The sequence below is a fragment of the Aeromicrobium sp. CnD17-E genome, from assembly GCF_024124745.1.
Classification (GTDB): Bacteria; Actinomycetota; Actinomycetes; order Propionibacteriales; family Nocardioidaceae; genus Aeromicrobium.
In genome coordinates this window covers 1-22,750 of sequence record NZ_JAMXRU010000049.1, presented here as the reverse complement: position 1 = coordinate 22,750, position 22,750 = coordinate 1, and the positions used below count along the sequence as shown (strand labels likewise).

22 protein-coding genes and 1 tRNA gene are annotated in these 22,750 nt (G+C 71.3%); 10 read left to right on the top strand and 13 right to left on the bottom strand.

Annotation, left to right across the window (positions count from 1 at the left end):
• Positions 1-871 (bottom strand): sigma-70 family RNA polymerase sigma factor (locus NH339_RS10785; RefSeq protein WP_253025177.1); only part of this gene is annotated, 871 nt, incomplete at its 3' end.
• Between the two features lie 196 nt (positions 872-1,067).
• On the opposite strand from NH339_RS10785, the gene NH339_RS10780 reads away from it, so the two are divergent.
• Positions 1,068-1,790 (top strand): hypothetical protein, encoded by a 723-nt coding sequence (locus NH339_RS10780; RefSeq protein ID WP_253025175.1) that lies wholly within the window; start codon positions 1,068-1,070, stop codon positions 1,788-1,790.
• A gap of 179 nt (positions 1,791-1,969) precedes the next feature.
• Here NH339_RS10780 and NH339_RS10775 read toward each other — a convergent pair whose 3' ends face one another.
• Both NH339_RS10775 and NH339_RS10770 read right to left on the bottom strand, forming a co-directional pair.
• On the bottom strand, positions 1,970-2,287 hold the full coding sequence (locus NH339_RS10775; protein ID WP_253025173.1) for a hypothetical protein: 318 nt from the start codon (positions 2,285-2,287) through the stop codon (positions 1,970-1,972).
• A 66-nt stretch (positions 2,288-2,353) separates the two neighbouring features.
• Complete coding sequence (locus NH339_RS10770) at positions 2,354-2,779, bottom strand: hypothetical protein (RefSeq protein WP_253025171.1); 426 nt, start codon at positions 2,777-2,779, stop codon at positions 2,354-2,356.
• A 286-nt stretch (positions 2,780-3,065) separates the two neighbouring features.
• On the opposite strand from NH339_RS10770, the gene NH339_RS10765 reads away from it, so the two are divergent.
• The 4 genes from NH339_RS10765 (at position 3,066) to NH339_RS10750 (ending at position 7,323) form a co-directional block, all read left to right on the top strand.
• Positions 3,066-4,889 (top strand): phosphoenolpyruvate carboxykinase (GTP), encoded by a 1,824-nt coding sequence (locus NH339_RS10765; RefSeq protein WP_253025169.1) that lies wholly within the window; start codon positions 3,066-3,068, stop codon positions 4,887-4,889.
• Positions 4,890-4,893: 4 nt separating this feature from the next.
• On the top strand, positions 4,894-5,190 hold the full coding sequence (locus NH339_RS10760) for a helix-turn-helix transcriptional regulator (RefSeq protein WP_067860570.1): 297 nt from the start codon (positions 4,894-4,896) through the stop codon (positions 5,188-5,190).
• A gap of 154 nt (positions 5,191-5,344) precedes the next feature.
• Positions 5,345-6,175, top strand: a complete 831-nt coding sequence (locus NH339_RS10755) for a C39 family peptidase (RefSeq protein WP_253025167.1) — start codon at positions 5,345-5,347, stop codon at positions 6,173-6,175.
• Positions 6,176-6,576: 401 nt separating this feature from the next.
• Positions 6,577-7,323, top strand: coding sequence for a hypothetical protein (locus tag NH339_RS10750; RefSeq protein ID WP_253025165.1), 747 nt, complete (start codon positions 6,577-6,579; stop codon positions 7,321-7,323).
• A gap of 1,303 nt (positions 7,324-8,626) precedes the next feature.
• Here NH339_RS10750 and NH339_RS10745 read toward each other — a convergent pair.
• The 3 genes from NH339_RS10745 to corA all read right to left on the bottom strand — a co-directional run bounded on the left by NH339_RS10745 (position 8,627) and on the right by corA (position 11,645).
• A complete protein-coding gene (locus NH339_RS10745; protein ID WP_253025163.1) occupies positions 8,627-9,793 on the bottom strand; it encodes a nucleotide sugar dehydrogenase in 1,167 nt (388 codons plus the stop codon).
• Between the two features lie 179 nt (positions 9,794-9,972).
• Complete coding sequence (locus NH339_RS10740) at positions 9,973-10,416, bottom strand: hypothetical protein (RefSeq protein ID WP_253025161.1); 444 nt, start codon at positions 10,414-10,416, stop codon at positions 9,973-9,975.
• 77 nt (positions 10,417-10,493) lie between these two features.
• Positions 10,494-11,645, bottom strand: a complete 1,152-nt coding sequence (gene corA / locus NH339_RS10735; protein WP_253025159.1) for a magnesium/cobalt transporter CorA — start codon at positions 11,643-11,645, stop codon at positions 10,494-10,496.
• Positions 11,646-11,904: 259 nt separating this feature from the next.
• Here corA and ppc point away from each other — a divergent pair, with 259 nt between their 5' ends.
• Positions 11,905-14,739 carry a phosphoenolpyruvate carboxylase gene (ppc, locus tag NH339_RS10730; RefSeq protein ID WP_253025157.1) on the top strand — a complete coding sequence of 945 codons (2,835 nt, stop codon included), beginning with the start codon at positions 11,905-11,907 and terminating at the stop codon, positions 14,737-14,739.
• A 78-nt stretch (positions 14,740-14,817) separates the two neighbouring features.
• Here ppc and NH339_RS10725 read toward each other — a convergent pair whose 3' ends face one another.
• Complete coding sequence (locus NH339_RS10725; RefSeq protein WP_253025155.1) at positions 14,818-16,710, bottom strand: hypothetical protein; 1,893 nt, start codon at positions 16,708-16,710, stop codon at positions 14,818-14,820.
• A 194-nt stretch (positions 16,711-16,904) separates the two neighbouring features.
• Between NH339_RS10725 and NH339_RS10720 the strand changes: the two genes are divergently transcribed.
• From NH339_RS10720 to NH339_RS10710, 3 genes are all read left to right on the top strand, one after another.
• Positions 16,905-16,977, top strand: a tRNA-Arg gene (locus NH339_RS10720).
• 238 nt (positions 16,978-17,215) lie between these two features.
• Positions 17,216-17,500 (top strand): hypothetical protein, encoded by a 285-nt coding sequence (locus NH339_RS10715; RefSeq protein WP_253025153.1) that lies wholly within the window; start codon positions 17,216-17,218, stop codon positions 17,498-17,500.
• Between the two features lie 298 nt (positions 17,501-17,798).
• A complete protein-coding gene (locus NH339_RS10710; protein WP_253025151.1) occupies positions 17,799-18,083 on the top strand; it encodes a hypothetical protein in 285 nt (94 codons plus the stop codon).
• Positions 18,084-18,125: 42 nt separating this feature from the next.
• Here the strand turns inward: NH339_RS10710 and NH339_RS10705 are convergent, their stop codons facing one another.
• The 3 genes from NH339_RS10705 to NH339_RS10695 all read right to left on the bottom strand — a co-directional run bounded on the left by NH339_RS10705 (position 18,126) and on the right by NH339_RS10695 (position 20,486).
• Positions 18,126-18,518: a VOC family protein gene (locus tag NH339_RS10705; RefSeq protein WP_253025149.1), complete on the bottom strand. Its 393-nt coding sequence runs from the start codon at positions 18,516-18,518 to the stop codon at positions 18,126-18,128.
• A gap of 127 nt (positions 18,519-18,645) precedes the next feature.
• Entirely contained in the window at positions 18,646-19,443 is a 798-nt protein-coding gene (locus tag NH339_RS10700; RefSeq protein WP_253025147.1) for an SDR family oxidoreductase, read from the bottom strand.
• Positions 19,440-20,486 (bottom strand): sodium-dependent bicarbonate transport family permease, encoded by a 1,047-nt coding sequence (locus NH339_RS10695; protein WP_253025145.1) that lies wholly within the window; start codon positions 20,484-20,486, stop codon positions 19,440-19,442. Before NH339_RS10695 ends, NH339_RS10700 begins: the two co-directional genes overlap by 4 nt.
• A gap of 158 nt (positions 20,487-20,644) precedes the next feature.
• Between NH339_RS10695 and NH339_RS10690 the strand changes: the two genes are divergently transcribed.
• The gene (locus tag NH339_RS10690; protein WP_067860540.1) at positions 20,645-20,929 is read left to right on the top strand and encodes a winged helix-turn-helix domain-containing protein; all 285 of its coding nucleotides are present in this window, start codon (positions 20,645-20,647) and stop codon (positions 20,927-20,929) included.
• Positions 20,930-20,944: 15 nt separating this feature from the next.
• Here the strand turns inward: NH339_RS10690 and NH339_RS10685 are convergent, their stop codons facing one another.
• From NH339_RS10685 to NH339_RS10675, 3 genes are all read right to left on the bottom strand, one after another.
• Positions 20,945-21,397: a hypothetical protein gene (locus tag NH339_RS10685; protein ID WP_067860537.1), complete on the bottom strand. Its 453-nt coding sequence runs from the start codon at positions 21,395-21,397 to the stop codon at positions 20,945-20,947.
• A gap of 10 nt (positions 21,398-21,407) precedes the next feature.
• Positions 21,408-22,025, bottom strand: a complete 618-nt coding sequence (locus NH339_RS10680; protein WP_253025143.1) for a MarC family protein — start codon at positions 22,023-22,025, stop codon at positions 21,408-21,410.
• A partial coding sequence (locus NH339_RS10675) for a glycosyltransferase family 2 protein (protein WP_253025141.1) occupies positions 22,022-22,750 on the bottom strand: 729 nt, incomplete at its 5' end. The genes NH339_RS10680 and NH339_RS10675, both read right to left, overlap by 4 nt.

Below are 22,750 nucleotides of genomic sequence, written 5' to 3'. Positions count from 1 at the left end.
CCGACGCGCCAGCGGCACCGCCGGACGACGACGAGCTGCCCGACGACGAACCGCCGGTCGTGGACGACGTCGCCACCAGACCGGCACCCACCGTGCTGCTCGTGGCGCCGAACGCGGCCACGCCCGGCGCGCCGAGCAGCGCGGGCAGCAGGAGCAGGCCCAGGTTGGCGGTGATGCCGCCGACCATCAGCGCGGCCTCGTTGCAGCCCTCGCAGTGCTCGAGGTGCGCCTCGACCTTGGCCAGCGCGCGCGGCCGCAGCTTCCCGCGGTCGTAGGCCGGCAGCAGCTCGCGCACCTCGCGGCACTCCGGGTCGTCGGTCTGGCCCAGGTGCGCGGTGAGGTACGCGTTCCGCAGGCCCTCACGGGCGCGCAGCGCCAGCGACGAGACCGCGTTCGGGCGGATCCCCAGCGTCTGCGCCACCTGTTCGGGCGACTCGTCGTGGATGGTGGTGTGCCACAGCACCGCCTGCCACCGCTCCGGGAGCGTCGCGAACGCCTGGGCCAGCAGGCTCGACTCCTCGCGCAGGTCCACGCCGTCGCCCGCCGCCGGCACCGGCGCCTCGTCCACGTCCTCGTAGAGGTCGACCCGCGACGCTGCCTTCGACGCCCGGTAGAAGCCGTTGCGCACCGACGTGAGCAGGTAGGGGCGGAACGCGAACTCCGGTCCGGCGCCGTTGCGGATCGCGCGCAGCACGCCGACGAACGCCTCGGAGGCGAGGTCGTCGGCGGCGGAGCGGCCGGCCAGCGCCGTCGCGAGACGGACGGCCGGGGGATGGTGGCGCTCGAAGAGAGGACCTGCGGCGTCGTCGTCTCCATCGCGGTAGCGCTGGATCAGCTCGGCGTCGCTCGGGTCGAGGAAGAGGTCAGGCATGGGTCGCCATTCGGCTGGTGAACAAGGGGATCTGGGGGGTAGCCCTGTCACCAAGAGTGCGTCGTCGACGTCCCGTCACGCAAAATTCGGACAAAAGATCAAGGGGATCCGCGTGATCGTCCCACCGTGACCGACTCCTTCCCTCTCGCCGGCGGGAACGTCCCGTCGTTCCAGGGGCGAGAGGAAGCGGTACACCGTGAGCGTCCGAGCCCTGCCCTACCGACCCCCCACGTTGCGTCTCGTCGGAGGCCACGGCGACGACATCGCACACGTCGCCGGACTGCTGGCGCGCTGCACGCCTGGCGGCGGCTGGCAGCCCACGCTCGCAGCACGCCTCGGCCGGCTGCACGCCCAGGAGGGCGCCGACCTGCACGGCCTGCTCGCCTGCATCGACGACACCCTCCTCGCCGCCGGTCGCTCGCCGGCCACGCCGCACGTGGCGCGCGCCGCGCTCGAGGCGTGGACCAAGGAGCGCTGCCGTCGCGGCGAGGACGTCGACAACCCGCTCACCGGCACGCCGGGGGCGGAGAACCTGCGCCGCCAGCTCGAGCGGGTGTGCCTCGCGGCGTCGCCGCGCGTGCTGGTGGCCGAGGTCATCGTCGACGAGCTGGTGCAGTGCGACCGCGGCGCGCTGCGCGACGTGGAGGCCGAGCTGAGCCTCGCCCTGGTGCGGGCCGTCCTCGACGACCAGCTGGGCGCCACCGACCACCGGCACCACGGCCGGTGGTCGCGTCTCGGCCCGCACCGGCTGGCGGCGCTGGTCGACGTCGCCGACGTCGCGGCCCTCGTGGCCGGGGTGAGCCGGTCGCGACGCTGGCTCGGACGGTGGCGCGCCGACATCGACGTCGCCGCCTGGTTCGAGCCGGTGCCGTCCGAACCGGGCGCACGGGGTGCGCTCGTCAGGGACCTCGCCATGTGAGGCGAACGAGACCGCCGTCCACGGACGTGACCAGGGGTGCAGGTCCGTGGTGGGGAGCACGCTCCCTCGGGGGGACGGCGCACATGAAGACGCCGGCGGCGACCGACCGGGTCAGAGGTGCTGCGGAGGGAGCAGCACCGGGAGCAACGGTGGTCGCCGCCGGCGGCGCGTGCGAAGGATCAGCTGCCGACGTCGAACTTCGGCGACGGTGCAGCGGCAGGATGCTCGGACGTCGGTCGCTTCGGTGGTGCGATCGACGTCGGACGATCTCGGACGAACTCGCGTTCCATCCAGTGCAGGCGGTTCGCGCCTGTGCGCGGATCCCAGAAGTCGCAGAGCACGAGGCTCTCGTAGGTGTGGGTGGCCATGGCGGGCACGAGCTCCTTGACCTGCTCGCCGCCGTGGTCCCAGAGGCAGCCGACCCAGACGGGCCGAGGGTTCGCCAGCGGCACCGGCGTCCCCGAGGGCGTCGGTTGCTGGTTGATCAGGAGGGACATGTCCCTAACCTATTCACTGAACAGGTTCTGACCAACTTTTGGTTGAAATTTTGTTCACCGACCAGGTCACACCAGCTCGCGGTTGGCGAACTGGTTCAGCTTCTCGCAGACGAACACGACGTGGCGGTGCAGCCACACGGTCGCTGCGGGACCGAACGACGCCGACGTCGCGTCGACCGAGTACGTCAGGCGGCTGCCTGTCAGGTGGTCGTGCAGCTCGATCGTCTCCAGCAGGTCCGCCATCGGCGTCTCGGTGCGCAGCGCGAGGCACTGACCCGCCCTGAAGTCCGCGACGTGCACCGTCGCGTCGACGCCGTGCAGGCCGTTGTGGTGCTTGCACACGTACGACGACGCAGGATCCAGGACCGTGCTGTCAGTGGACACGCACTCCTCCAGCGCGCTCCACTCGGAGATGTTCTCCAGGGACACGAGCTCGTCCCACAGTCGCTCGCGGGCGAGCGAGGACTCGATCTCGTGACCGTCGATGAGCATTCCTGAACGGTAGGTCCGGTCCGTCGGGTCCGCAGCGCGAAAAACCGTTGAAATCTCAACCACGGCGGGCGATGCGCCGCGAGAGTCGTCGGCGGGCGCCGACTCGCGGCCGCCTCGACGACTGACAGTGCAGGCTCAGCGACGGTCAGGCACCCGTGACATTTCCCACTTGTTACGACCAGGTAGATGAAAAGTTCTTCAACTCCGGTACGGTCGCTCCAACCGATTGCGGGGGAGGACCCCCCGGAACGTGTCCCCGGACGGGGCAACGAGAGGAAACGACACGATGGCAGACGTGGCGGCGGCGCTCGACAAGGCCGGACTGACCAACACGCACGTGCGCGAGTACGTGGAGCACTGGGCGGGGGTGACCGGCGCCTCGCAGATCGAGGTCGTCTCGGCCGCCGACGACGCCCGACTCATCCAGGAGGCGCTCGACGCCGGGGAGCTCCTCCCCGCCGGCGAGGGTCGCTACTACTCCCGCTCCTACTTCAAGGACACCGCACGCGCCGAGGAGCGCACCATCGTCGCCACGCACGACGAGGCCGACAAGGGCGTCTACAACAACTGGCGCCCCGCCACCGAGATGAAGGAGAAGCTGGTCGGGCTCATGACCGGCGCCTCCGAGGGCAAGACGATGTACGTCATCCCCTACCTCATGGCACCGAAGGGCTCGCCCCTCGAGGAGTACGCCGCCGGCGTCGAGCTCACCGACAACCGCAACGTCGTGCTGCAGATGATCCGCATGGCCCGCGTCGGCGCCGAGTACATCAACGACCTCGGCGACTCCTTCGTCCGCGCCGTGCACGTCACCGGCGACCTGGAGAACCTCGGCCAGGGCACCCCCGACGACAAGCGGTACTTCGTCACCGTCGCCGACGAGCGCACCATCCTGCACTTCGGCTCCTCCTACGGCGGAAACGCGCTGCTCGGCAAGATCGCCCACGGCCTGCGCCAGGGCTCCTACGACGGCTGGAAGAACGGCTTCCTCGTCGAGCAGTTCATGCTGCTCGGCATCGTCGACAAGGAGACCGGCAAGAAGTACCACATCTGTGGCGGCTTCCCGTCCGCGTCGGGCAAGACCAACCTCGCCATGACGCTCGCCCCCGACGCCCTCGGCGACCGCTACTACGTCGAGTTCTACGGCGACGACATCGCCTGGCTGTGGGTCGGCGACGACGGCAAGCTCTACGGCATGAACCCCGAGAACGGGGTCTTCGGCGTCGCGAAGGACACCAACGAGAAGACCAACCCGACCGCCGTCGACTCCATCGTCGAGGGCACCGGCGCCATCTTCACCAACGTCGCCTACAACCCCAAGACCCAGGAGGTCTGGTGGGAGGGCAAGGGCGACAAGCCCACCGACCTCGACGGCTGGGAGGACTGGAAGGGCGACCTCATCGCCGACCGTCAGGGCGAGGAGGTCGACGCGCCGTGGGCCCACCCCAACAGCCGCTTCACCACCACGCTGGAGAACGTGCCCAACGTCGCGAAGGACTTCGAGGAGCCGCAGGGCGTCGAGATCCACGGTGTCATCTTCGGTGGCCGCACCCGCGACCGTGAGCCGCTCGTCCGCGCCATCGACGACGTCGCCGAGGGCGTCTACGACGGCCTGACCCTCGGCGCCGAGGCCACGGCCGCCGCCGACGGCCTCGAGGGCGTCCTGCGCTACGACCCGATGTCGATGCGTCCGTTCATGTCCTACTCCGAGGGCGACTACGCCGCCCACTGGCTCGAGGTCTTCTCCCGCGCCCAGAAGAAGCCCGTGTTCGCGCACGTCAACTGGTTCCAGCGCGGCGACGACGGCCGCTTCCTGTGGCCCGGCTACCGCGAGAACCTGCGCCCGCTCGTGTGGCTCATGCAGTACATGAACGGCGAGGTCGAGGGCGAGCGGACGCCTGTCGGCGTCATCCCGAAGCGCGACGAGCTGCTCCTCGAGGGTCTGGACGAGCAGGCCCTGGCCGACCTCGACACGATCCTCACGATCGACGTCGACCGCTGGCGCGAGGAGATCGGGCACCGCCAGGTGCACCTGGAGCAGTTCCACGGACTGCCCGAGGAGATCTGGGAGGCGCACCGCCGCGTCGCCGCGGCACTCGACGACGCCTGAGCCGGTGTCCGCCACGAGCGCGCCGCTGCACCACAGCAAGGCCGAGCTCTTCCGCACGCTCGGGCACCCGGTCCGCATCCGGGTGCTCGAGCTGCTGGAGGACCGGCCGATGGCGGTACGCGAGCTGCTCGCCGACATCGAGGTCGAGTCGTCGTCGCTGTCGCAGCAGCTGGCCGTCCTGCGTCGGGCCGACCTCGTGACGTCGACCCGACGCGGCGGCACCGTCGAGTACGCGCTGGCGACCGACCGCGTCGCCGAGCTGCTCGCCGCCGGCAGGGCCCTGCTCAACGTCCTGCCCTGACACCCGCCCCCACCCGGCCCCGCCCAGCACCTGCTGGGCGGGGCCGCGTGCGTCTGCGTCCGACGAACGGCTGCGACCGCGTCGCAGTGGTTTCGCAGCGACCGCCGGGACGGTGGAGCGGTGGCCCGCGCCGGGCGGGCCGAAGGAGGAAGCCATGCCCATCAGTCCGACCCTGAGGCGTGCCACCGCGGGAGCGACGCTGTCACTCGCCGCGGCAGGGCTCGCGCTCGGACCACTCCCCGCCCAGGCGGTGGACGTCGAGCCCGCTGCGGCGGGTCTGACGATCACCCAGCAGAAGCAGCTGCAGGAGAAGGTGGAGCGAGGAGAGATCTCCGCCCAGACCTTCGACTCCGTCGGCTCGACCAGTACCTCACGGACCGCCGCCACGTCTGACGACGTCCCCACCCCGACACCTGCTGCACGCAAGCTCCCGTTCAAGCACTGGGGACAGAAGAACGGCTACTTCTGCGGCCCTGCGTCCGGCCAGATGATCGCCCACGCCTACCTCGCCGCGCGGAACGTCTCCACCGCCAGCAGGGCTACGGGTGCCGCGCTGTCGCAGGACGCGATGGGCAACTCCAGCCACATGAAGACCGCGGCCAACGGCAAGACGACCTGGGGCAGCGGCAACTTCGTGAAGGGGTTGAACGCCTGGCTCGGTGCCGACCACTACCAACAGCTCAACACCCCGACCAGCAGCCAGGTGCGGTCGGCCGTGCTCTCGAACATCGGCCGCAAGGGGATGCCGGTTGCCGCCGACACGGTCGAGCTGGCCGGTGAGCGGCACTACAACGGACACCCGGTCAACCAGACCCTCGGCCATTGGATCGTCTTCTACGGGTACCACACCAACGGCGACGTCCTGCAGATCGCTGATCCGTCGTCCAGCATCTGGGGCGACCGCTACGGGACGGTGCCCTACTTCGAGTGGGGAACCAGCTCGTTCACGTCGCAGTGGCTGCGCCACAACGGGATCGCCTGGTGACCGTGCGCGTCGTCGGCGTGGCGGTGGCGACGCTCGTCGCCACCGCCACGCTCACCAGCTGCTCCCCGCAGGCCCCGTCGAAGAACGCTGCCCCGTCGGCCAGACCCACTCTGACAGCCCTGCCAGACGCACAGCCGGCCGGCGCCGACGAGCTACGGGTCCTCGGCACCCGGCCGGGTCGCCCTGAAATCACCGTGCTCGGGACGCAGGCGTCGGGCGACCTCGACATCGCCACTGCCCAAGGAAGCGGCACGGACCTCGGGACGCCTCGGGTCGGGACCCTGGGTGACGCGGGGGATCGGACGCTTTCGTACGACACGGCGCCGTCGCGCGCCACGCAGGTCACCGCGCTCTCACACAACGGACGGCATCGGGTGTGGGTGGAGACGTCGAGCACCAGCATGGACGCCTTCGACTGGCGTGTGTGGTCCAGCGACGGCAGAGGTCGCACGCTCCTCGGCGACTCCCGTCGGCTCACGGACAGCGTCGCGCGAGCCGTCGGCGAGACGCGCCCCGTGATCGCCGGCAGCACGGCCTACTGGGCAGCCACGGACGGTCGTGGCAGCGACGTCCGCCAGGTCGTGCTCGGACGCGACCTCGACGGTCACGGCGAGGTGCGCCGACTCAAGGACGTCGAGCTACCCGCCTCGGACGGCGCGCACCTGCTCGTCCTCAGCTCGCCACGTTCCCAGGGGCGGGCGGACGGTGGCCCCGCGCACGTGCTGAGTGTCGACCCTGAGACGGGCTCGTCGAACCGTGTTCTCACCATCCCCCTCGACGACGGTGAGCAGGTCAACGCGCTTGCTGCGACGCCGACGCATCTCTCGTGGGTCGTGGCAGGTGACGACGGGCGCTCGTCACTCGTCGTCCACGACCGTGCCACGGGCGACGAGCAGGCTGTCGAGCTGCACCAGCCCGGTCTGCCGACCATGAGCCTGCAGCTCACCGATACGTTCGCCGTCTGGGGCAACGGGTCTGCCCCTGGTGATGCGGGCCAGTACCTGCTCGACCTCGACGACCACGACATCTGGAGACTCGGCGACCTTCCGGGGCTCAGCGTCGTGCACGCGTCGGACGACACCGTCGCCTGGGCTGTCGAGGACGAGCACGGCGACGTCGAGTACCGGGTCGCGCGCTGGGTCGGATGACGCGTTCGGCCACGGGACGGGCAGGGCGTGCGAGGTCCCTGCGACGGAGCGCGGCCGCTCGGCACGGGATCGGAGTGGGCCAGCGCCCAGCGGTGGCGTGGGGTGGGGTGGTTTGCTCGACCAACGAAACCCGCCGCTGGTCGAGCCGTGGGGTCCCTGCGACGGAGCGAGACCGTTCGGCGACGGCTCAGCGTGGGCCGGCCCCCAGCGATGGCGTGGGGTGGTCTCGATACGTCCGACCGAGCTCCTTCGGCCCTGCAAGCGGGAGGTGCCCCCAGCGACGTCGCCTACTCGACCAACGAAACCCGCCGCTGGTCGAGTAGCGGCCGCGCGCGAGGGACGAGCGCCGTGGCTGCGTATCGAGACCACCCGGCAGCCGAGCAGCGCGGGTCGACCCCCAGCGTCGGCTTGGGGTGGTCTCGATACGCCCGGAGCACGCTCCTTCGTCGCGGCTCCGCGCTACTCGACCGGCGGTGGGTTTTGCTGGTCGAGTAGTCAGGACGAGCTTGCGAGGTCCTGACGTATCGAGACCAGTCGGCAGCGGTTCAGCGAGGGTCGACCCCCAGCGTTTGCCTGGAGTGGTCTCGATACGTCCGACCGAGCTCCTTCGTCGCCGGTCGGCCTACTCGACCAACGAAACCCGCCGCTGGTCGAGTAGCGGCCGCGCGCGAGGGACGAGCGCCGTGGTTGCGTATCGAGACCACCCGGCAGCCGAGCAGCGCGGGCCAACCCCCAGCGGTGGTGTGGGGTGGTCTCGATACGCCCGGAGCACGCTCCTTCGTCGTGGCTCCGCGCTACTCGACCAACGAGACCCGCCGCTGGTCGAGCCGTGGGGTCCCTGCGACGGAGCGAGACCGTTCGGCGGCGGCTCAGCGTGGGCCGGCCCCCAGCGGTGGTGTGGGGTGGTCTCGATACGCACGGAGCACGCTCCTTCGTCGCGGCTCCGCGCTACTCGACCAACGAGACCCGCCGGTGGTCGAGCCGTGGGGTCCCTGCGACGGAGCGAGACCGTTCGGCGGCGGCTCAGCGCGGGTCGGTCCCCAGCGGTGGTGTGGGGTGGTCTCGATACGCACGGAGCACGCTCCTTCGTCGCGGCTCCGCGCTACTCGACCAACGAGACCCGCCGCTGGTCGATCGGTGGGGTCCCTGTGACGGAGCGAGACCGTTCGGCGGCGGCTCAGCGGGGGCCGGCCCCCAGCGTTTGCCTGAAGTGGTCTCGATACGCACGGAGCACGCTCCTTCGTCGCGGCTCCGCGCTACTCGACCAGCGGTCGGGTGGGCCGCTCGAGCAGCGGTCGGGGGGTCAGTCGCTGCCGAAGAGATCGCGGGTGTAGATCTTGTCGGCCACGTCGGCGAGGTCGGGGGTGTGGCGGTTGACGACGATGACGTCGCTGCGACGCTTCAGCTCCTCGAGGTCGCGCAGGACCTCCGAGCCGAAGAACGGCTCGACGGGCAGCAGCGGCTCGTACACCAGCACCTCGATGCCCTTCGCCTTCAGCCGCTTCATGACGCCCTGGATGCTCGAGGCGCGGAAGTTGTCCGAGCCCGACTTCATCACCAGCCGGTAGATGCCGACCGTCCTCGGCTCGCGGCGCAGGATGTCCTCGGCCACGAAGTCCTTGCGGGTCGAGTTGGCGTCGACGATCGCGCCGATCAGGTTCTGCGGCACGTCCTCGAAGTTCGCGCGCAGCTGCTTCGTGTCCTTCGGCAGGCAGTAGCCGCCGTAGCCGAACGACGGGTTGTTGTAGTGGCTGCCGATGCGCGGGTCCAGGCCCACGCCCTCGATGATCTGCCGCGAGTCGAGGCCGTGGATCGCCGCGTACGTGTCGAGCTCGTTGAAGTACGCGACCCGCAGCGCCAGGTAGGTGTTGGCGAACAGCTTGATCGCCTCGGCCTCCGTCGAGTCGGTCAGCAGCACCGGCACGTCGTCCTCCAGCGCGCCCTCGCGCAGCAGCTCCGCGAACGCCTCGCCCTCGGCGGTACGGGCGCCCACGACGATCCGCGACGGGTGCAGGTTGTCGTACAGCGCCCGACCCTCGCGCAGGAACTCCGGCGAGAACAGGATCGTCAGGTCCGGGTGCTGCTCGCGGATGCGGGCCGTGAACCCCACAGGCACGGTCGACTTGATGACGATCGCCGCAGCCGGGTTCACCTCGCCGACCGCCGCCACGACGCTCTCGACGGAGCGCGTGTTGAAGTAGTTCGACTGCGGGTCGTAGTCGGTGGGCGTCGCGACCACGACGAACGCCGCGTCCTCGTACGCCGACGCGGCGTCGGTCGTGGCCGTCAGGTCGAGCGGCTTCTCGGCCAGGTACTGCTCGAGCTCGACGTCCTCGATCGGCGACGTGCGCGCGTTGATCTGCTCCACCTTGGCGGCGTCGATGTCGACGGCCACCACCTGGTGGCGCTGGGCGAGGATGACGGCGTTCGAGAGGCCGACGTAGCCGGTTCCCACCACTGCGATCTTCATGGCCGCAGCCTAACGTCCGCCTCAGCGGCCCAGACCGCACGCGGTGGTGTGACGTCGTGCTGCGACAGGCCCCCTCAGGTGCTGTCGCGGCACCCGTCCACGCCGCTACGATGATCGCACCCCCGTCGCCTTCCTCACCCCTGGAGAAGGCGGCGGGGCTTCGTCGTCCCCGTAGCGGGTCAGGACTCGTCGACCGCGTAGGCGTCGGTGCGCTGGACGAAGCGGGTCAGCCGCTCCTGCACGAGCGCCACGTGGTCGTGCAGCCACACCGTGACGGCCGGGCCGAACATCGACGACGTCGCCGCCGCCGTGTAGCGCACCATCGTGCCGCGACCGTCGGGCTCGAGCACGATGCGCTCGTTCACGACCGCCATCGCCGACGCCGTGCGCAGTGCGAACTCGTGCGGCGGGTCGAGGTTGGTGACCACGATCGACGCGTCGAGCTCCTCGTCGCGGTGCTGCAGGACGCACAGGTACGACTGCGCCTGCGCGAGCACGTCGGTGTCGGTGGACAGGCAGCGGCCGACGGCACTCCACTCGCCGAGGGTCTCCAGACGCAGGAGGCTCGCCCACAGCTGGGCACGCGTCTGGGGCGACGCGATCTGGTACTCCTCCGCGATCATGATTCGACGGTAAGCATCCTGGAAGGCACGCGCATCTCAACGCGCCGTGCGGAGCATCTGGAGAGGTTGACGGTGCGTCAGATCCACCGGCGTCGACGGAACACGGCCCACAGACCGACGCTCACGCAGCCCATCAGCAGCAGCGCGAACGGGTACCCCAGCCGCCAGTGCAGCTCGGGCATGCGGTCGAAGTTCATGCCGTAGACGGTGCCGATGAGGGTGGGCGCGAACAGGATGGCCGCCCAGGCCGAGATCCGCTTGACCTCCTCGTTCTGGTCGAGGCTGGCCTCCGTGAGCGCCTTCATCTCCTCGTTCTGCTTCTGCGCCACCAGCGTGGCGTTGACGGTCATGATGTCGCGCAGCAGCTGGCGGAACCCGTCGATCTGCTCGGTCACCTGGGTCAGGTGGTCCTCGACGTCGCGCAGGTAGCGCTGCAGCTCGTCGTCGATGCGGTACTTCGTGAAGCCGCCGGCCAGCGAGCGCAGCACGCGTGCGAGCGGTGCGGCGGCGCGCTGGAACTCGATCACCTCGCGGGTCAGCTCGTAGATGCGCCGCGAGACGCGTGGGTCGCCGGAGAAGACCTCCGTCTCGATCTCGTCGATGTCGTTGGAGAGGCCCGCCACCACCGGCAGGTAGCCGTCGACCACCCGGTCGAGCACCGCGTAGAGCACGGCCTCCGGTCCGAGCCGCAGCAGGTCGGGGTTGCTCTCGAGCCGGCGACGCACGGCCGACAGGTCGGGTGCCTCGCTGTGCCGCAGCGTGACGACGAAGTCGGGCCCGACGAACACGTGCACCTCGCCGAACTCCACCTCCTCGACGTCGTCGAGGTAGCGGGCGGCGCGCAGCACGACGAAGAGGGTGTCGTCGTAGCGCTCGAGCTTGGGCCGCTGGTGGGCGACGATCGCGTCCTCCACGGCGAGGCTGTGCAGGTCGAGCTCGTCGGCGAGCGACCCGAGCTCGTGCTGGTCGGGCCGGTAGAGGCCCACCCACGCGAAGGCGTCGGCGTGCTCGCGCAGTGCGCCGTAGGTGTCGGCGAGCGTGCGGGGCGACGCGACGCGGTCGCCGTCGACGTAGACGGCGCTGTCGACGAGGCTCTCGCGACCGTCGGCGTGGCGGTCGGTGGTCTGGTCCGCGGGCGGCAGGTCCGCGCGGCGACGGTCGGGGGTCGGGTGCTGGCGGCGCACGCGGGTGGTCAGGGTGCGCAGGGACGTGAAGGAACGATCGGACATGACGGACTCCGTCGGGGTGGGCCGCAGGGCTGCGGCGGGCCGGTGCTGACGACGGTGCTGGTCCCGGTGCGGGCGACCGGGGCGACGACGGCGCTCAGGAGCGCGGTCGTCGACTGGGAGGTTCACCGGACACGGCAACCACCTCCCTCGTCAGCCTGCGGACGTTCCACCGACCAGGGTAGCTCGTCCGCCGCGCCTACTCGTCCGTACGGCGGACGGGCGTCACGCGCGAGAAACCTCGGGACGGCAGGATGGTGCCATGACCTCCCCCAGCGCCCGGTCGACCGAGCAGATCCTCGCGTCCGACCGCCGTGAGCCCGACGTCGCCCTCTTCGCCGGAGGGGTCGGGTCCGACGAGGAGCACGCGGCGCTGCGGGCGTCGGTGCGACAGCTGACGACGCTGCTGGGCGAGGCGCTCACCCGCCACGAGGGCGCGGAGCTGCTCGAGCTGGTGGAGCGGGTGCGGCACCTCGCGCGACGGCCCGGCGCGGGGTCGGGCGAGCTGCGTGAGGCGCTCGACGGCCTGGAGCCCGAGCGCGCCGTGGTGCTGGCCCGGGCGTTCGCCCTGTACTTCCAGCTGGTCAACATCACCGAGCAGCTGCACCGCTGGCAGGAGCTGACGTTGAGCAGCGAGGGCCCGCTCGCGAGCACCTTCGGGCGCATCGAGGAGGCCCTCGCCGACGGCAGCCTCTCGGCCGAGGAGCTGGCCGACGTGCTCACCCGCGTGGAGTACCGCCCCGTGTTCACCGCCCACCCCACCGAGGCGAGCCGGCGCACGGTGCTGCGGCTGCTGCGCAAGGTCGCCGAGGTCGTGCGCGACCTCGAGGACCCGCGTCGCCCCGCCGCGCACGCCGCGGCCGACGAGCGACGTCTGGCCGAGCTGGTCGACCTGCTGTGGCAGACCGACGAGCTGCGGGTCGTCAAGCCGGAGCCGCTCGACGAGGCGCGTACCGCCGTCTACTACCTGCGCTCGATCGCGTCGGAGGTCGTGCCGGGCCTGCTCGACGAGCTCGACCGGCAGACCGCGCGCGTCGGCGTCGAGCTGGCGCCGGCGGCGCGACCGCTGCGCTTCGGCACGTGGGCCGGCGGCGACCGCGACGGCAACCCGAACGTCACGCCGGAGGTCACGCTCGACGTGCTGCACCTGCAGCACACGTCGGGGCTCGCCGAGCTGGTGACGATGGTCGACGACCTGCTCACCGAGATGACCGCGTCGACGCGCGTGGTCGAGGCCAGCCAGGAGCTGCTCGACAGCCTCGCGGAGGACGCCGAGGCGCTGCCGATCACGTGGAGCACGATCCGTCGCCTCAACGCCGACGAGCCCTACCGCCTCAAGCTGAGCTTCGTGCGCGTGCGGCTGCTGCGCACCCGCGACCGTCTCGTCGACGACACCCCGCACGAGCCCGGTCGCGACTACCTCGGCTTCGACGAGCTGGTGCGCGACCTCGCGCTCGCGCGCGACTCGATGCTGGCGGCCGGCGACGACCTGACCGGCAACGGGTCCATCCGTCGCCTGCTGCGCACCGCGGTCACGTTCGGGGCGGGGCTGGCCACGATGGACGTGCGCGAGCACTCGGCCAAGCACCACGCGGCCCTCGCCGACCTCTACGCCAGGGTCGGCGAGACCGGGTACGGCGACCTCGAGCGCCCGCAGCGCATCGAGCGGCTCGCCGAGGAGCTGCGGTCCGCGCGTCCGCTGCTGGGTGCCGCGGCGGCCGCCGACCGCGAGCGGCTCGGCGACGCGGCGTCGGCGTCGCTGGCGCTCATGGAGACCATCCGCACCGCGCTCGACACGTACGGGCCGGAGGTGGTCGAGACCTACATCGTCTCGATGACGCACGACGTGGACGACCTGTTCGCCGTCGTCGTCCTGGCCCGCGAGGCCGGTCTCGTCGACCTGACCGGTGAGGAGCCGGTGGCGCGCATCGGCTTCGCGCCGCTGTTCGAGACCGTCGCCGAGCTCGAGTCGGCCGGACCCCTGCTCGACGCGCTGCTGTCGGACCCGTCGTACCGCCGCGTGGTCGCGGCGCGCGGCGACCTGCAGGAGATCATGCTCGGCTACTCCGACTCCTCCAAGGACGCCGGCATCGCCGCGTCGCAGTGGCAGATCCACCGCGCCCAGCGCGCCCTGCGCGACGTCGCCCGCGAGCACGGCGTCCGGCTGCGGCTGTTCCACGGTCGCGGCGGGTCCGTGGGTCGCGGCGGCGGTCCCACGGCCGAGGCGATCATGAGCCAGCCGTACGGCTCGCTCGACGGCGCCATCAAGATCACCGAGCAGGGCGAGGTCATCTCCGACAAGTACGCCCTGCCCGGCCTCGGCCGGCACAACCTCGAGGGCGCGCTGGCCGCGGTCGTGGAGGCGTCGGCGCTGCACCGCACGTCGCTGCTGCCGCGCGAGGTGCTCGACGGCTGGAATGGCACGATGGACGTCGTCGCCGAGCAGGGCAAGCAGGCGTACCGCGCGCTCGTGCGCGACGACGCGCTGGTGCCGTTCTTCGTGGCCGCGACGCCGGTCGACGAGCTGGGCAAGATGAACATCGGCTCGCGCCCGGCGAAGCGCCCGGGCGGTGCCGGTGGCCTCGACGACCTGCGCGCCATCCCGTGGGTCTTCGGGTGGACCCAGTCGCGGATCATCCTGCCCGGCTGGTTCGGCGTGGGCTCGGGCCTGCAGGCCGCGTTCGACGACGGCCGTGAGGACACGCTGCGCGAGATGTACGGGTCGTGGGCGTTCTTCCGCACGTTCCTGTCGAACGTGCAGATGACGCTCGCGAAGACCGACCTCGAGATCGCCTCGTCCTACGTCGACGCGCTGGTGCCCGACGACGCCCGCCACCTGATGGACGTGATCCGTGCCGAGCACGAGCGCACCGTGGGGCAGGTGCTGCGGGTGACCGGCCAGACGTCGCTGCTGGAGTCGGCGCCGGTGCTGCGTCGCACGCTCGAGCTGCGCGACGCCTACCTCGCGCCCCTGCACGCGCTGCAGGTGTCGCTGCTCGGTCGGGCCCGGTCGGCGGAGTCGCCGTCGGCCGAGACCGAGCGGGCGCTGCTGCTGACGATCAACGGCATCGCCGCTGGTCTGCGCAACACCGGCTGAGCGGTCCCGCCACCACGACGACGGCGCTGCCTCCCCGAGCGGGAGGCAGCGCCGTCGTCGTCAGCGGGTGACGCGGGGTCAGCGGTAGCGGACCCGGAAGTACAGCAGTCCGTCGACGATCGACGTCTGGCGCAGGCGCTTGTCCTGGTTCACCAGCACGCGCTTGCTCGAGCGCTTCGACGGCTTCGTGAAGTAGTCCTGCGACACGAGGAGGTCGTCGTTGCGCACGTCGTTCGCGAGCTGGTCGGCCACGCCCTGCGCCGACGTCGGCTGCTTGGCCGGGAGCGACAGCTCGTCCTCGTCGTCGTAGTAGTAGTCCTCGTCGTCCCAGGGAGCGAAGTCGTCGTAGTAGTAGTCCTCGTCGTCCCAGTTGTTGGTGTTGCCACCGGTGATGACGATGCGGCCCGTGCCGATCGCGGTCGACGCGGGACGCACCTCGGTGGTCACGTAGCGCTTGGTGGCCTTCGAGTACCGGTTCGCGCGGTCGAGGGTGATGCGCAGCTTGATCGTGCGTCCCTTGGTGGCGGTGATGGTGCCACCCTCGCGCAGCTTCACCCAGCGGCGCTTCTTCGTGTCGTAGCGCTCGGCGGCCGTGACCTTGAGCGCCTTGTACGGCGACGTGAGGGTGTCGTCGATGGTCACGTCGGTGACGTCGATGTTCGAGAACGGGTTGTCCTGCAGCGCCTCGATGTTCGACGCGACACCGGTGCCGACGAACTCCGCGAGGTAGTCCCGGCGGCTGTAGCGGTCGGTGCGGCGCATCTCGACGGGCTTGCCGTTGACGGTGCTCGTGCCCTTGACCGTCCAGGTCACGAGCGACTCGCCGCCGGCCAGCTGGTCCTGGGCGAGGGCGGCGTCGCGGTAGGCGTGCGTGGCGGCGATCTCGGCCAGGGCGTCCGGGTTGGGGACGGACGACAAGTAGGTGCGGGCCGGCTTGCCGTCGGACGAGGCCGTCGAGGTGACGGTCGTGGTGAGCGGCAGTGCGCCGAGGCGACCGAACACGCCGGCGAGGCCGTCGTGCAGGAGCGTGCCCTGCGGGGCGCCCAGGTTGGCCAGCTTGTACGACTCGCCGCCGTCGGCCTGGATCAGTGCCGTCGACGCGTTGTGCAGGGTGCGCTGGGCGTTCGCGAACTCCATGGGGTGGCCGAAGCCGACGACGTCGCCGTCGCACACGAGCGACGCGGTGCCGAGCGCGTAGGAGGCGATCGACCCGTAGGAGTCGGCGACGGCCAGGTTGCCGCCCGCGACGATGGGTGCGTCGGCGGCGGCACCGCCGCTGGCGCCCGCGATGACGGTGCGGGCCGTGTTGCCGGCGCGCTTGGCGATGCTGGCGTAGCCGCGGCCGAGGCTGCTGGGCAGCGTGATGGCGGTGACGGGCTTGATGCTGCGCGCGCCGGTGCCGAGCTCGCTGCGGTCGGCGCCGGCGGCGACGAGGCGGTTCTTCTCGCGCGACGTCAGGCGGATGCTGGTGGGCGCCTGGCCGCCGTTGGCGCGCAGCGCCTGCAGGGCAGCGGCGGGCGTGACGCCGGCGATCGAGGAGCCCTGCGAGCCGCCGAACGTGTAGGCGACGGCGCCGATGAGACGGCCGTCGGCGGCGTACACGGGGGAGCCGGACATGCCCGACCAGACGCCGGCGTCGATGGTGCCGTCGGCCTTGGTGATGCGCGAGCCCTTGAGGTCGAAGACGAGCGTGTCGCCGTCGTCGCTCTTCAGGGTGTCGAGGTAGGTGCCGGTGAACGACTCCGGCTCGACCTTCGACGACGGGCGACCGGGGGTGACGCCGGCGGTGGTGAGACCGGTGACCTCCTGACCCTCCTCGAGCTGGTCGGCGGGGTAGGTCTCGCACGCGGCGGACGACGAGGGGGCGTCGGTCGGCTCGGCCTGGGCGGGCGCGGCCACGAGGCCGACGGTGCTGGCGACGAGTGCGGCGGATGCGCACAGCGCCGGCAGCACCAGACGACTGCTGGTCATGGGTCCTTCTCTCTCCACGGTGCCCCACCACGGGGCGGCTGCGCCCACCGTAGTGGTCGCAGACGTGGTTCCTGGGCGGATTCACCAAACAGACACCTGTTGTCGGTGGACCGGGCGGGACTTTCCGTAGCGACGGCCCCGGTTGCACGACGCCGAGGGCCGTCCCGTAGACTCTTCGCTGTCCTTCGGGACGTGCGCCCGTAGCTCAACGGATAGAGCATCTGACTACGGATCAGAAGGTTTGGGGTTCGAATCCCTACGGGCGCGCAGACGAGGCCCGGAGCATCTGAGGATGCTCCGGGCCTCTGCGCGTCCTGGGGGACCGGGGGCAGTCCGGGGTGGACGCACGACTCTGCGTCCGCGTGCCACGGTCGAAGGATGCTGCGTTCGCGACGGGATCCCGTCGTGAACGCAGCATCGTCGGGTGCCGTGGACCTCGACGGAGGACCGTAAGGTCGGTCTCAATGCACGGAGCAGGTATCGAGATGGCTGGGAGGGGCAGGCGATGCTCGGCTCTTTCGTGGCTCTGGACATCGTCTGCGAGGTTCTGGACCGGCTCGACCGCTCCCAGACCCCCGCCGCGGCGTACCGAGCGGCATGGAAGAAGCGTGGGACGAACGGCGACGCGGGTCCCGAGCTGCTCCTCGAGGAGATGAAGCGCCGCTCGGTCCCCGGCGCCTACGCGCCTCTCGACGACCCTCGGCTCGCCGTGCCGCTCGCCCTCTGGCACGCGGGGGTCGAGCCGCGCGCAGCGCGCCGCTCCATCAAGGCCGGACGCGTCCGTGACTGACTCCGCTGCCCTCCGGAAGCACAGACCACGCGGAGCGTGGGCGTTGGCCCTGCTCGTTGCCACGTTCGTCGTCGTCCTCCTCCACACCGTGCTCACCGGGACGCCCCTGCTCGACTCCGCACTTCTCCCCATGGCGAGCGTTGCGGCCGGATCTCTCGTCGCGGCGTGGATGCGAGAGAGGAAGGCACGCCGGTTGTCGATGGAGGCGCTCGCCGCGTCCTCCGATCCCCGAGCTTGTGAGCGCTTCCTCCGCCTGCATCTGGACGACGACGTGGCAGGGATGGCGAGGTTACGTCGCGTGCCCGTCTTCGTCCGCACGCCGTGGCGACCCTGGCGCGCGCCGACGGTGGAGTGGTGGTGGCACGTGGACTACGCGCTCGGCGAGCGTCCGGACGATGTCTGGTACCGCGAGGACCTGCTCCTCGGCGACGACCTCGAGGCGGCCTGGCTCGTCGACCCCCGTCGCCGGGAGCCGCAAGGGTTCGAGACACCCGAGGGTCCGACCCGGGACCACACCCTGACCGAGTGCGCGCCGATGGAGGAGTCCGAGAATCGTCGGTGGTTCGAGGTCGGCAGCACCTGATGTCCGGCGCGGCCTCACCGGCTCCGTGGCGTGAGGCGTCCTTCAGGACGCGCCCTTCGCCTTCTGCGGGACGGAGAGCTCGATGAGGTTGCCGTCCGGGTCGCGAACGTAGACGCTGCGGATCGGTCCGGAGGAGCCGGTCCGGTCGACGGGTCCGAGCTCGATGGGCACGCCGGCGTCGGTGAGCGTCCGCTCGACCTCCGCCAGGGTGCGGTCGACGATGAAGCAGAGGTCGGCCGAGCCGGGGGTCGGAGCGACGGCGTGCGGCTCGATCGGCGCTGTGGCCTCGTGCAGGTTGATCTTCCAGCCCGGTGCGTGCAGGGCGGTTCGACCGTCGCCGAAGGTCCGGGCCTCTAGCCCGAGGACCTCGTAGAAGCGGACCGTCGCGTCGACGTCGGCGACGGTGAGGACGAGGTGGTCGAGGTGGTGCAGCACCCGTCCATCGTGCGCCACCGCGGGCCAAGAGTGGAAGGATGCTGCGTTGGCGACGGGATCCCGTCACGAACGCAGCATCCTTCGGGGCTGGACGCAGGACGGCAGAATCCTGCGTCCAGCCGTCCCCTCACCCCCGCCTCGGTCCCCTCAAGGGGCCGGCCATGGCGTGGTAGCCGCCGTCGACGTGCAGGATCTCGCCGGTGACGGCTCGTGCGAGGTCGGAGAAGAGGTAGCAGACCGAGTCGGCGACGGGCTCGGTGTCGCGGGGGTCCCACGGCAGTGGCGACCGCTGCTCCCACGCGCCGAGCAGCTCCTCGAAGCCGGGGATGCCGCTGGCGGCGCGGGTGTGGACGGGGCCGGCCGCCACCAGGTTGGTACGGATGCCGATCGCGCCGAGGTCGCGGGCAAGGTAGCGGTTGAGCGACTCCAGCCCCGCCTTGCACACCCCCATCCAGTTGTAGACCGACCACGCGCCGGCGGCGTCGAAGTCGAGACCGACGAGGCTGGCCCCCGACGCCGGACTGAGACGGCGCAGCACCTCCGCCAGCTCCGCGTAGGAGACGGTGCTCGTGCGGAACGCCTGCTCGAGCTGGGCGGGGTCGACCCCCAGCATCGAGCCCGACAGCGCCGCCCTCGGTGCGAACGCGATGGCGTGCAGCGCCGCGTCGAGACGTCCGTAGCGGTCGCCGACGGCCTCGACCAGCTCCACGCCCGCGCCCGGTCGGGTGACGTCGTAGGTGAGGACGGTGTCGACGTCGAGCGACTGCGCGGCCACCGTCGCGCGCTCGAGGTCGCGGTCGAGGGCGGTGAGCACGACCTCGGCGCCCAGGTCGCGGGCCCGTCGGGCCACGCCGTAGGCGATGCTCTCGGTGGTGACGACCCCCGTCACCAGCACGACCTTGCCGGCCAGCAGGCCCGCGCTCACGCGAGCACCCCGGCGATCGCGTGGTACAGCGGGATGCCGAGGACGATGTTGAACGGGAACGTGATGCCGAGCGACATCGTCAGGTAGCGCGACGGCAGCGCCTCCGGGATCGCGTGGCGCGCCACGGCCGGGACGACGATGTACGAGCCGCTGGCGGCCAGCACGGTCAGCAGCGTCAGGTCGCCGACGGACAGACCGGTCAGGACGCCCAGGACCAGCGCGAGCGTCGCGCCGAAGAGCGGCATCACGACGGCGAAGCCGATCAGGAACGGCGGGACCCCCTTGACCTCGCGCAGCTGCCGGGCCACGACGAGGCCCATGTCGAGCAGGAAGAACGCGAGCAGCCCCTTGAAGAGGTCGTGCAGCAGCGGTGCCATGGTCTCGGCGCCGGTCGAGCCGGAGGCGACGCCGATGACCAGCGAGCCGACGAGGAGCAGGAACGTGCCCTCCGTGAACGCCCCGCGCAGGACGCTGCCCACGGTGGTGCCGGCCGGGGGCAGGTCCGACGTCGGCGGCGTGGGGGCGTCGGGTCCGGAGTCGGTGGCCCGCGCGGCCACGAGGGCCGGCTCGGCCACCTGCCGCTGCGCGCGCACCCAGGTGGCGAGCAGCACGGCCATGACCACCGCGGGCGTCTCCATCATGACGAGCGCCACGGTCATGTAGCCGCCCGGCTCGTCGCCGCGCGAGGTCACGAACTGCGTCGCCGCGACGAAGGTGACGGCACTGACGGAGCCGTACGTGGCCGCGATCGCCGCCGCGTCGAAGGGCGCCACCCGACGGCGCAGCACGCGGTACCCGACGACCGGGATGACGACGGACAGGAGCACCGCGAGACCCATCACGGTGAGGGCGGTGCTGGTGATGCCGGTGGCCGCGAGCGCCTCGCCGCCCTTGAAGCCGATCGACATGAGCAGGTAGAGGGACAGGAACTTCGTGACGGCAGGCGGCACCTCGAGGTTCGAGCGCAGGGTGCCGGCGAGCAGCCCGAGGACGAAGAACAGGATGACCGGGTCGGTGAGGTTGCTGAGCATGGAGAGATCCATGGGGACTCCTGGGCTGGCAGGGGGATCTCGTCCGCGCGGTGTCGCCACCCCGTCCGGCGCCGAGCGGTGAGAGATCGTTAACGGGAAGCACAATACCGGTATTGAGATGCCGGTGTGGCAGACGTGAGGCACGACACCTCCGCGGCTAGGCTGTGCGCGTGACGTCGGAGCGCTCCTCGTGGACCTTTCTCAGCAACCACGGCCACGTGCTCGTCCTCGTCGCGCGTGAGCCGGGCATCCTGCTCACCAGCCTCAGCGAGCGGGTCGGCATCTCCGAGCGCGCCGCCCGCACGATCCTGCGCGACCTCGAGGAGGCCGGGTACCTCACGCGCACCAAGGTCGGACGTCGCAACCGCTACGAGGTGCACCCCGACGGTCCCCTGCGCCACCCCGAGGAGTCGACCACCATGGTCAGCGACCTCCTCGCCGCCTTCGGCCGCTGAGCGGCGCGTCGGCCTCTACGGGCGGGACGGCTCGTCGTCCCAGCCGGGCACGACGACGACGTCGATGCCCTCGGACTCCCACAGCGAGATCACGTTCGGGTTGTCGTCCCAGGCGCGGACGACCCGGTAGCGCTGGCGCACCTGGGCCAGGACGTCGCGCTTGACCTCGACGTCGGGGCGGCCGTCGTGCTCGCCGCGCAGGTACAGGTGGTCCGACGGCACGTCGTGCAGCGCCAGCCAGAACGACGTGCCCGCGCGCCAGTGCTCGCGTCGGGCGGTGACCACGACGACGGCCCGACCCTCCCGCGCCGCGGCCCGTGCGCCGTCGACGACCCAGGCGTGCGGCGGGCAGCCGAGGGCGGCCTCGTGGAACGCCTCGAAGTTGCGTCGCTCCCCACGCACGTGGTGCCGGACGCCCGAGACGTCGCACAACGTGCCGTCGACGTCGAAGATCTCGGCCTCCCGCATGGGCAGGAGCCTACGAGGGCAGGACGGCCAGCACGCCGTGCACGAACAGCTCGACGCCGATCGCGAGGATGAGGAAGCCCATCACGCGGGTGAGGGCGCCGATGCCGGTCGGGCCGAGCCGGTCGACGACCGGCGTGGCGAAGCGCAGCGCGAGCGCGATGAGCAGACCGATCGCGAGGCCCGCGACGAGGATGCCGACGCGGTCGAGCGGGTCGGGGTGGCGCGCGGACAGCGCGATGACCACGCCGATCGCCCCGGGCCCGGCCACCAGCGGCAGCGCCATGGGCGAGAACGACACGTCAGCCTTCGCGGCGGCATGCTCCTTCTCGGCGTCCGTGCTCGTCTCCCGCGGCACGATCATGCCGAAGCCCGAGTGCGCCACGACGAGGCCGCCGGCGATCTGCAGCGAGGCGATCGTGATGCCGAAGGCGCTCAGCACGAGGCTGCCGAGGAGCGCGAAGACGCCCAGGATGGCCGCCACGTAGATGCCGGTGCGCCACGCCTGGCGTCGCACCTGGTCGGCGGGCTGTCCCTCGGTGAGGGCCGCGAAGGCGGCCACGGCCCCGAGCGGGTTGGTGATCGGCAGCAGCGCCGCGAGGGCGGCGAGGGCCACGGAGACGGACGTCACGCCTCCATCGTGGCAGCCACGGCCGACGCGGGCGCGTCGGCCCTCTCGTAGTCCCCGTCGTCGGTGCGACGCACCAGGCCCTGCTCCTCGAAGGCGTCGAGCCAGCCCTGCATGGGCCACCGCCCCCAGCGGTCGCGGAACAGGCGGCCGTTGTGGAGCACGTCGTCGAGGTGCTGCACCGGCGGGGTCTGCGTCGGGTGGTGCTGGTGCGAGGCCCGCGCGCCGCCCACCCACGCGAGCGGCACCCCGGCGGCCGCCGCCCGCTGCCCGAAGTCGGTGTCCTCGGCGCCGTAGCCGGCGTACGCCTCGTCGAACCCGCCGACCCGCTCCCAGGTCTGCGGCGTGAGGGCGAAGGAGAGCGACCAGAACAGGTCGTGCCCGTCGGTGTCGACCACGACGTCACCGGGGCACGGACAGGGGCGAGCGGCGTGAGGGGTCGCGAGGGCGTGCACCGTGTGCAGGTCGTAGCCGCCGGCTGGTGGCGGGGGGAGGTAGGAGACCGGTCCGCAGAGCACCGCGTCCTCGGTGAGTGGACGCCGCGACGCCTCCTCGTAGGCGAGGACGAGCCCGGGGGAGGCGATGCAGTCGACGTCGAGGAACACGAGCAGGTCGGCTCCGCGCTCGATGGCCGTGCGCGCCCCGAGGTTGCGGGCCGCGGCGAGCGGCAGCCGCTCGTCGGCGAGGGGCAGGTGCACGACGTGCGGACGTCGCCCGGGCGCCGGCCA

Excerpts from the sequence above, each read along its gene's own strand:
- NH339_RS10775 (WP_253025173.1), bottom strand. The coding sequence starts at position 2,287 with ATGTCCCTCCTGATCAACCAGCAACCGACGCCCTCGGGGACGCCGGTG.
- NH339_RS10770 (WP_253025171.1), bottom strand. The coding sequence starts at position 2,779 with ATGCTCATCGACGGTCACGAGATCGAGTCCTCGCTCGCCCGCGAGCGA.
- NH339_RS10765 (WP_253025169.1), top strand. The coding sequence starts at position 3,066 with ATGGCAGACGTGGCGGCGGCGCTCGACAAGGCCGGACTGACCAACACG.
- NH339_RS10755 (WP_253025167.1), top strand. The coding sequence starts at position 5,345 with ATGCCCATCAGTCCGACCCTGAGGCGTGCCACCGCGGGAGCGACGCTG.
- NH339_RS10750 (WP_253025165.1), top strand. The coding sequence starts at position 6,577 with ATGGACGCCTTCGACTGGCGTGTGTGGTCCAGCGACGGCAGAGGTCGC.
- NH339_RS10745 (WP_253025163.1), bottom strand. The coding sequence starts at position 9,793 with ATGAAGATCGCAGTGGTGGGAACCGGCTACGTCGGCCTCTCGAACGCC.
- NH339_RS10740 (WP_253025161.1), bottom strand. The coding sequence starts at position 10,416 with ATGATCGCGGAGGAGTACCAGATCGCGTCGCCCCAGACGCGTGCCCAG.
- corA (WP_253025159.1), bottom strand. The coding sequence starts at position 11,645 with ATGTCCGATCGTTCCTTCACGTCCCTGCGCACCCTGACCACCCGCGTG.
- ppc (WP_253025157.1), top strand. The coding sequence starts at position 11,905 with ATGACCTCCCCCAGCGCCCGGTCGACCGAGCAGATCCTCGCGTCCGAC.
- NH339_RS10725 (WP_253025155.1), bottom strand. The coding sequence starts at position 16,710 with ATGACCAGCAGTCGTCTGGTGCTGCCGGCGCTGTGCGCATCCGCCGCA.
- NH339_RS10715 (WP_253025153.1), top strand. The coding sequence starts at position 17,216 with ATGCTCGGCTCTTTCGTGGCTCTGGACATCGTCTGCGAGGTTCTGGAC.
- NH339_RS10695 (WP_253025145.1), bottom strand. The coding sequence starts at position 20,486 with ATGGATCTCTCCATGCTCAGCAACCTCACCGACCCGGTCATCCTGTTC.
- NH339_RS10685 (WP_067860537.1), bottom strand. The coding sequence starts at position 21,397 with ATGCGGGAGGCCGAGATCTTCGACGTCGACGGCACGTTGTGCGACGTC.